This is a genomic window from Plantimonas leprariae, assembly GCF_008802405.1.
GTDB classification, from domain to species: Bacteria; Pseudomonadota; Alphaproteobacteria; order Rhizobiales; family Rhizobiaceae; genus Plantimonas; species Plantimonas leprariae.
Window position 1 is genome coordinate 1 of the sequence record NZ_VZDO01000033.1, and the last position, 8,367, is coordinate 8,367.

Below are 8,367 nucleotides of genomic sequence, written 5' to 3' on the forward strand. Positions count from 1 at the left end.
GGTCGAGGCTTTGAAGATCGGCCCCTACACGGACGAAGGCGCAGACTATGGCCCGGTGGTGACGAAGGCCGCCAAGGAGAAGATCCTGAGCTTGGTGGAGAAGGGCGTGCAGGAAGGCGCCGAACTCGTCGTCGACGGGCGCCAGTTCCGGATGCAGGGCTACGAGGACGGTTTCTTCGTCGGCTCCTGCCTGTTCGATCGCGTGACGCCCGACATGGACATCTACAAGCAGGAGATCTTCGGCCCCGTTCTCTCGGTGGTGCGCGCCAAGGACTACGAGGAGGCGCTGTCGCTCCCCGCGAAACACGAATACGGCAACGGCGTCGCGATCTACACGCGCGACGGCGACGCGGCGCGCGACTTCGCCTCCAGAGTTCCGATCGGGATGATCGGGGTGAACGTGCCGATCCCGACGCCGCTCGCCTACCACTCGTTCGGCGGCTGGAAGCGCTCCGTCTTCGGCGACCTCAACCAGCACGGGCCGGATGCCATCAAGTTCTGGACCCGGACGAAGACCGTCACCAGCCGCTGGCCGTCCGGCATCAAGTCCGGCGCCGAGTTCTCCATGCCCGTCATGCGGTGAGCCGTGGAAGGCATCGTCATGGACTTCGCCGTCAACCACATCTCGGTCCCGAAGCTGCCCTTCGGCGACTTCGTCGCGATGGCACGTCGGCTCGGCGTCAGCCGGATTGAGATCCGCAACGACATCCCGGACGTCGTCGGCACCGTCCCGGCGGCCGCAGTGCGCGCCACGGCGTCGGCGGCGGGCGTCGAAATCTTGTCGATCAACGCGCTCTATCCGTTCAACGTCTGGTCGGGCGATCTCCCGAAGCGTGCCGAGGCGCTGGCGGACTACGCCGCCGAGTGCGGCGCGAAGGCCCTCGTTATGTGCCCGCTGAACGACGGCCAGCCAATCCCGCAGGAGGACATCGTCGCCGCCCTGAAGGCGATGGCGCCGATACTCCAAGAGCGTTCGCTGACCGGGCTCGTCGAGCCGCTCGGCTTCCCGATCTCCTCGCTGCGTACCAAGCGCGCGGCGATCGAAGCGATCGAGGTGGCCGATGGCGCGGAAGTCTACCGGCTCGTCCACGACACGTTCCACCACCACCTCGCCGGCGAGACGGCGTACTTTCCGGACTGGACGGGTCTCGTCCACATCTCTGGCGTGACGACGACGGATGTCGACGTCCCCGACATGCTCGACGCCCACCGTGTGTTGGTGGACGCCGACGATCGGCTCGAGAACCTTTCGCAGATCCGCAGCCTCGCCGCCGCGGGCTACCGTGGCCCGTTCTCGTTCGAGCCGTTCGCGACCGAAGTGCACGACCTCGCCGACCCCGAAGGCGCCCTGCGCGACAGCATGTCGTTCGTTCGCGCCGGAGCACAACGCGGACCGTCGAACGAACGCCGGGCACGGCCATGACCCGCGGTGCAGAGGGGGCCGGCGACGTCCGGCATGCAGGACAGGGAATGAACGGAGCTCTCGCTATGCCGACCCTCGACGTCATCACGATCGGCCGCTCCAGCGTCGACCTCTACGGGGCGCAAGTGGGCGGGCGGCTGGAGGACATGGGCTCGTTCCGGAAATACATCGGCGGTTCGCCGACCAACATCGCCTGCGGCGCGGCGCGGCTGGGCCTGCGCAGCGCGGTGATCACCGCGGTCGGCGACGAGCACATGGGTCGGTTCATCAAGGAGCAACTCGTGCGGGAAGGCGTCGACGTGCGGGGCGTCAAGACCGATCCCGATCGGCTGACCGCGCTGGCGATCCTCGGCATCCGCGACGAGCAGCAGTTCCCGCTCCTGTTCTACCGAACCGACTGCGCCGACATGGGCCTCACCGAGGCAGACATCGACGAGGACTTCGTCGCCAGGGCGCGGGCTCTTGTGGTGACGGGTACGCACCTCTCGAACCCGCGGACCGAGGCCGCCGTCCTGAAGGCGCTCCGCGTCGCTCGGGAACACGGGGCGCGGACGGCTCTCGACATCGACTACCGCCCGAACCTCTGGGGTGTCGCCACGCACGGCGAGGGTGAGAGCCGCTTCGTCGAGAGCTCGGCGGTGACCCGGAAGCTCCGGTCGACGCTGCACCATTTCGACCTGATCGTCGGCACCGAGGAGGAGTTCCACATCGCCGGCGGCTCGACCGACACGCTGGAAGCGCTGCGGGCGGTGCGGAAGGCCACGGACGCCACGCTGGTGTGCAAGCGCGGCGCGAAGGGCGCGGTGGCGATCGAGGGCGCGGTCCCCGCGACCCTCGACGAGGCGCAGGCCGGGACAGGCTTCCCGATCGAGGTGTTCAACGTGCTCGGCGCCGGCGACGGCTTCTTCGCCGGGCTGCTCAAGGGCTGGCTCGACGACCAGCCGTGGTCGACGGCGCTCGAATACGCCAATGCCTGCGGCGCCTTCGCGGTGTCGCGGCACGGCTGCACGCCGGCCTATCCGAGCCAGGAGGAGCTGGAGTTCTTCCTTCGGCGCGGCGTGGTGCGGCCGGACCTTCGCAACGACCGCGAACTCGAGCAGGTGCATTGGGCGACGAACCGGAAGGGCGACTGGTCGACCATGCGCGTCTTCGCCTTCGACCACCGCATGCAGCTCGAGCAGATGGAAGGCTACACGCTGGAGAAGGGCGGCGCGTTCAAGGAACTTTGTCTGAAGGCCGCCGTGGGGGTGCAGGGTGGGCGTCCCGGGTTCGGCATCCTGTGCGACAACCGCATCGGCCGCCGGGCGCTGCATGCGGCCGCGGGCACGGGCCTGTGGGTCGGGCGCCCCTGTGAGTGGCCGGGCTCGCGGCCGCTGACGTTGGAACCCGAACTCGGCCTCGACTGCGGCGGTCTCGAGGAGTGGGCGCGCGACAACGTCGTGAAGGTGCTGTGCTTCTGCCATCCGGACGACGCGCCGGATTTGCGCGCAGCCCAAGAGGAGACGGTGAAGCGGCTGTTCGAGGCGTCGCGCCGGAACGGGCTGGAGTTCCTGCTGGAGATCATCCCATCCAAGGTCGGAGCCGTGGACGACGCGACGAACGCCACGCTCATCGAGCAGTTCTACGCGGCGGGCGTCTACCCCGACTGGTGGAAGCTGGAGCCATTGAGGACCGCCGCCGCGTGGGAGAACGCCATCGCCGCGATCGAGCAACACGATCCGCGCACCCGCGGCATCGTCGTGCTCGGGCTCGATGCGCCGGAGGCGGAGCTGGCGGCGTCGTTCGAGGTCGCAGCCGCCTTCGACCTGGTGCGGGGTTTCGCGGTTGGGCGGACGATCTTCGGCGACGCGGCGCGGGCCTGGATGAGGGGCGAGACGGACGATGCGGCGGCGGTCACCGAGATGGTCCGCCGCTACGCCCGGCTCTGCGAGGTTTGGGACGCGGCGCGAGAAGCCGCCCGGGAGAAGTAGGCATGAGTGAGGCAACGATCCGGCTGACCGCCGCGCAGGCGATGATGCGCTGGCTCAGCGTTCAGATGGCCGAGGACGGCGAGCGGTTCATCGAGGGGGTGTGGGCGATCTTCGGCCACGGCAACGTCGCTGGCATCGGAGAGGCGCTGCACGGCGTCGGCGACGCGTTGCCGACCTGGCGCGGCCAGAACGAGCAGACCATGGCGCACGCCGCGATCGCCTATGCGAAGACGAGGAAGCGTCGGCGCGCCATGGCGGTGACCTCGTCGATCGGTCCGGGGGCGCTGAACATGGTGACGGCGGCGGCGCTGGCACACGTCAACCGCTTGCCGATCCTGCTGATCCCGGGAGACGTCTTCGCCAACCGCCGTCCCGACCCGGTCTTGCAGCAGGTCGAGGACTTCGACGACGGCACGGTGTCGGCCAACGACTGCTTCCGGCCGGTCAGCCGCTACTTCGACCGCATCTCCCGGCCCGAACTCCTGCTCACCGCGCTGCCGCGGGCGATGAGCGTGATGACCGATCCGCAAAACGCCGGCCCGGTGACGCTCGCCTTCTGCCAAGACGTGCAAGCCGAGCCCTACGACTACCCGGCCGATTTCTTCGAGCCGCGCGTCTGGCGCATCCGTCGGCCCGAGCCGGACGGGCGGGAGATCGCGGACGTGGCCGAGATGATCGCGCAGGCCTCGCGCCCGGTGATCGTCACCGGCGGCGGCGTGCTGTACTCGGGCGCCGAGGACGTGCTCGCTGCCTTCGTCGAGCGCCACAACATCCCCTTCGTCGAGACGCAGGCCGGCAAGGGCGGGCTCGCCGCGACGCATCCGCTGAACTTCGGCTCGCCGGGCGTCACGGGCTCGGACTGCGGCAACGAGCTGTGCATGGCGGCCGATCTCGTGATCGGCGTCGGCACCCGCTTCCAGGACTTCACCACCGGATCGTGGTCCTTGTTCCGCAACGCTGGTCGCAAGCTCGTCTCGATCAACCTCCACCCCTACGACGCGGGGAAACACCTCGCCGTGCCGCTGGTCGCCGATGCGCGCGTCGCGCTCGAACGTCTGTCGGAGGCGCTCGGCGACCTTCGCTTCGACGCGCACGATTCGGCCGCGAAGACGGCTTGGCTCGCCGAGGTGCGGCGCGTCACCGACGCGCCCGAGCCGCAGGGCAACGCGTTGCCGACCGACGCTCAGGTGATCGGCGCGGTGCAGCGCACCGCGACGGAGCAGACAGTGGCGATGTGCGCCGCCGGCACGATGCCGGGCGCCTTGCAGGTGCTGTGGCAGTCCGCCCGGGGCGGCTACCACATGGAATACGGCTTCTCCTGCATGGGCTACGAGGTGGCCGGGGCGATGGGCATCAAGATCGCGAGCCCGGAGAAGGATGTCGTCTGCTTCGTCGGCGACGGCTCCTACATGATGGCGAACTCCGAGCTCGCCACCGCGGTCATGCGGCGCATCCCCTTCACGGTCGTCCTCACCGACAACCGGGGCTACGGATGCATCAACCGCCTCCAGATCGAGTGCGGCGGCGCCGAGTTCAACAACATGTACAAGGACTCGGCCGTCGAGGCGCAGCCGGAGATAGACTTCGTCGCCCACGCCCGCTCGATGGGCGCGCACGCCGTGAAGGCCGCCGACATCGCCGACCTTGAAGCAAAGATCGTCGAGGCGCGCGGTCGCGATGTGCCGAGCGTCGTCGTGATCGACACCGACGCCGTACCGGGAACCGGCGCCGGCGGCCATTGGTGGGACGTCGCCGTCCCGGCGGTCGGTGGACCCGAGCGGCTCGAGGAAGCGCGCCGGCGCTACGACGCCAGCGCCGCCCTCCAGCGCACCTTCAACTAGGGATCGGACGTCATGGCCGAACTGCTTCGCAAGCCCTTCGGCACGCACGGCAAGGTGCACGAGATCACCCGCCAGTCCGCCGGCTGGCGGTACGTCGGCTTCTCGCTCCACCGCCTGCGGGAAGGCGAAACCGCGGCGGACGCGACGAAGGGTGACGAGGTCGTCCTCGTGATGGTGGAGGGCAAGGCGTCGTTCCGGGCGGCAGGCCGCGACTGGGGCACGCTCGGCGAGCGGATGGACGTCTTCGAGAAGACGCCGCCGCATTGCCTCTACGTGCCGAACGGCGAGGACTGGAAGGCTACCGCCGCAACCGACTGCACGATCGCGGTCTGCTCGGCGCCCGGCCGGGGCGGCCACGACGCGCGCCGCATCGGTCCGGACGGCATCCAGCTCACGGCGCGGGGCAAGGGTACCAACACCCGCCACATCAACAACATCGCGATGGAGAACGAGGACTTCTGCGACTCGCTTCTCGTCACGGAGGTGTTCACTCCCGCCGGGCACTGGTCGAGCTATCCTTCGCACCGCCACGACGAGGACGACTTCCCGCGCATCACCTACCTCGAGGAAACCTACTATCACCGCCTCAACCCGGCATCCGGCTTCGGCGTCCAGCGCGTCTACACCGACGACGGGACGCTGGACGAGACGATGGCGGTCCACGACGGCGACGTGACGCTGGTGCCCAGGGGTCACCATCCCTGCGGCGCACCCTATGGCTTCGAGATGTACTACCTGAACGTCATGGCCGGGCCGCTGCGCAGGTGGCGTTTCGTCCCGGATCCCGCCGTCGAATGGATCATGAAGCGCGACGCCTGAGCCCCGGAGTGGGGGCATCCGAGCGATTCGAACCCGGCACCGGAGGCACGCCTTGCCGCTGATGAAGTTCCACGTCCTGCGGGGCCGTTCGGCCGCCGAAACAGACAGGCTGCTCGACGCCGCGCACGACGCGATGGTCGAATCCTTTCGGGTGCCGCCGCGGGACCGGTACCAGGTTCTCAACGAGCACGAGCCGTCGCATCTGCGCGCCCTCGACACCGGGCTGGACATCCCCCGGACGGAGCGCTTCGTCCTCGTCGAGGTCGTGTCCCGCCCGAGGTCGCGGGAGGCGAAACTTGCCTTCTACGACAGGCTCTGCTCGGCCCTCCGGGAGCGGTGCGGGATCGAGCCGTCCGACGTGAAGGTCTCGTTCACGCAGAACTCGGACGAGGACTGGTCGTTCGGCAACGGCCAAGCGCAGTTCGTGACGGGCGAGCTGTCCTAGCGGGACGCGCATCCGGGGCAGTCGCGCGGCCGACGGCGCCAGGGCGCAGCCGCGGGGCCGCCCGCAACGCTGTCGACGGCAGCCCGGTGCGGCGGCCGTCCCGGAAACCCCTTGTCGTCGAAGGCCGGCGGCCGCCGTTTCGGTCGCGATCCGTCGGATGGTCGACAGAACCCGAACTTCGTGGATGCGGCCGGGGCCGGGGTGCCGGGAGTCAGCTCGGCGACCCGGCTCCATTCGACATGTCCGACGCGGCCCTGAGCCTGGCGAACGGGATCTCGACCGTCCTGGGCGACGAGGCTGGCGCGCGCGCCGCCTCCTGCCGCGCGATCTCCTCCGGCAAGTAACGCCGGTGCGCGACGTGGTTCCAGCGCATCGCCTCGTGGACGTGCTGCCGGGCGGGATCGAAGCGCTCTCCGGTCAGCGCCGAGGCGATCGCGCAGCCGAGGTGCATGGCGACCGGCGCCGGGAAAGCGTTCGCCACCTGCCGGAACACTGCCTTCTTCGATCCCCGGAACGGCCAGTCGAACGGGAACGCCTGGAGGGCGGCGAGCATCACGTTGGTCGCCTCGACCGGGCCTTCGTGGTCTTCCGCGGGAGGGTGGTTGCCGATGCGGGTCTGGACGAAGCCCATCTCGCCCCACACGAGCGCCGTCTTGCGCTGGCCGAAGTCGATGCCCTGCTTCCTGTCGCTGCCGCCGGTGACCGTGGGCGAGGGGCGGTCCATCCCCGACATGAACTCCTCGGTCGGCGTCCAGCCCCGCGAGACGAACTGGTTGAACAGGGCCGAGATGACCGTCTGGGCGTCGTCGCCGTGGCGGTGGACGGGCTCCGGCCACGAAAAGCGGGCCATCGCCTTCCGGTCCCTGAACGCCACGAGGACGGCGCGGATCCGCTTCTGCGGCACGCCGAAGTGCGTGGCGTCGACCTTCCGCCATTCGGTAGCGTAGCCCATCTCCTCGAACTGGGCGAGGATGGAGAACCGATGCATGTCGTTGTCGGGCGCGAAGATGCCGGGCACGTTCTCCAGCATGACCGCGCGCGGCCGCAACCGCTCGACCAGGCGCAGGGCCTCGGGGAAGAGGTCGCGGTCGTCGGCCACGCCCTTCCGCTCCCCGGCCTGGGAAAAGGGCTGGCAGGGCACCCCGCCCGCCAGCAGGTCGACGGGGCCGACGTCTCCCGGCTCGTAGCCGACGACGTCCGCCTCGACGACGTGGTCGGGACCGAACGCCGCGCGCAGCGTCTCGCAGGCCGAGGGGTCGCGCTCGACAAGCCCGACGTGGCGGAAGCCCGCCTTCGCCAGGCCCGCGGCCTGGCCGCCGCCGCCCGCGCAGATCTCGAACGCGGTGAGGCCGTGGCGGAACACGGACGACGTCGACCGGATGCCCGTCGGAACGGCGGTCGGCCGGGGCGCCGCGGGTGTCGCCGGGACGGCGGGCGCGTCGCCGGCGCTCGGTTTCGCAGCGGCGATGCCGGCGAGCCGAAGGGCCGCGGACCGCAGGACCGCCTCATTGTCGCCGTTCGCGAGTTCGGAGACGGCCTCCATCAGCGGGTGCGGCCGCGGCTCGGCGCCGCCGGCGGTGCGCGTCGCGAGGGCCGCGACGACCGGGACCAGCACCCGCGCGCGGACAGCGAGCTCGGCGAGCCGCGTCTCGTCGAACGCGTCCGCGTCGGCGGCGAGCGCGACCATCCGGCCGATCTCCTCGACGACGTTACGCGAGAACGAGCGCATGGCGCCGTCCAGCGAGGCGAGTGGCGACTTCCCTGTCCGGGGCTTCGCCGGGATGCCGCGGACCAGCGCCTTCGACGGGGATCTTGATCACCGGGCGTTCCAGTCGGTCGTCCCGTTCGAGCACGACCGACATGATGTCG

At 69.8% G+C, this 8,367-nt stretch carries 7 protein-coding genes; 6 read left to right on the forward strand and 1 reads right to left on the reverse strand.

Annotation, left to right across the window (positions count from 1 at the left end; all coding sequences use genetic code 11):
* From F6X38_RS23100 to F6X38_RS23125, 6 genes are all read left to right on the forward strand, one after another.
* Positions 1-583: aldehyde dehydrogenase family protein (locus F6X38_RS23100; protein WP_150974077.1), on the forward strand; the 583-nt coding region annotated here is incomplete at its 5' end.
* 18 nt (positions 584-601) lie between these two features.
* Entirely contained in the window at positions 602-1,423 is an 822-nt protein-coding gene (locus F6X38_RS23105; RefSeq protein WP_150974080.1) for a TIM barrel protein, read from the forward strand.
* A 65-nt stretch (positions 1,424-1,488) separates the two neighbouring features.
* A complete protein-coding gene (locus tag F6X38_RS23110) occupies positions 1,489-3,393 on the forward strand; it encodes a bifunctional 5-dehydro-2-deoxygluconokinase/5-dehydro-2-deoxyphosphogluconate aldolase (RefSeq protein ID WP_150974082.1) in 1,905 nt (634 codons plus the stop codon).
* Between the two features lie 2 nt (positions 3,394-3,395).
* Positions 3,396-5,234 (forward strand): 3D-(3,5/4)-trihydroxycyclohexane-1,2-dione acylhydrolase (decyclizing), encoded by a 1,839-nt coding sequence (gene iolD, locus F6X38_RS23115; RefSeq protein WP_150974084.1) that lies wholly within the window; start codon positions 3,396-3,398, stop codon positions 5,232-5,234.
* Positions 5,235-5,246: 12 nt separating this feature from the next.
* Entirely contained in the window at positions 5,247-6,053 is an 807-nt protein-coding gene (gene iolB / locus F6X38_RS23120; RefSeq protein ID WP_150974085.1) for a 5-deoxy-glucuronate isomerase, read from the forward strand.
* Between the two features lie 52 nt (positions 6,054-6,105).
* Positions 6,106-6,498, forward strand: coding sequence for a tautomerase family protein (locus F6X38_RS23125; protein ID WP_150974087.1), 393 nt, complete (start codon positions 6,106-6,108; stop codon positions 6,496-6,498).
* Between the two features lie 211 nt (positions 6,499-6,709).
* Here F6X38_RS23125 and F6X38_RS23130 read toward each other — a convergent pair whose 3' ends face one another.
* Positions 6,710-8,227 (reverse strand): DNA cytosine methyltransferase, encoded by a 1,518-nt coding sequence (locus F6X38_RS23130; protein WP_150974089.1) that lies wholly within the window; start codon positions 8,225-8,227, stop codon positions 6,710-6,712.
* Between the last annotated feature and the right edge of the window lie 140 nt (positions 8,228-8,367).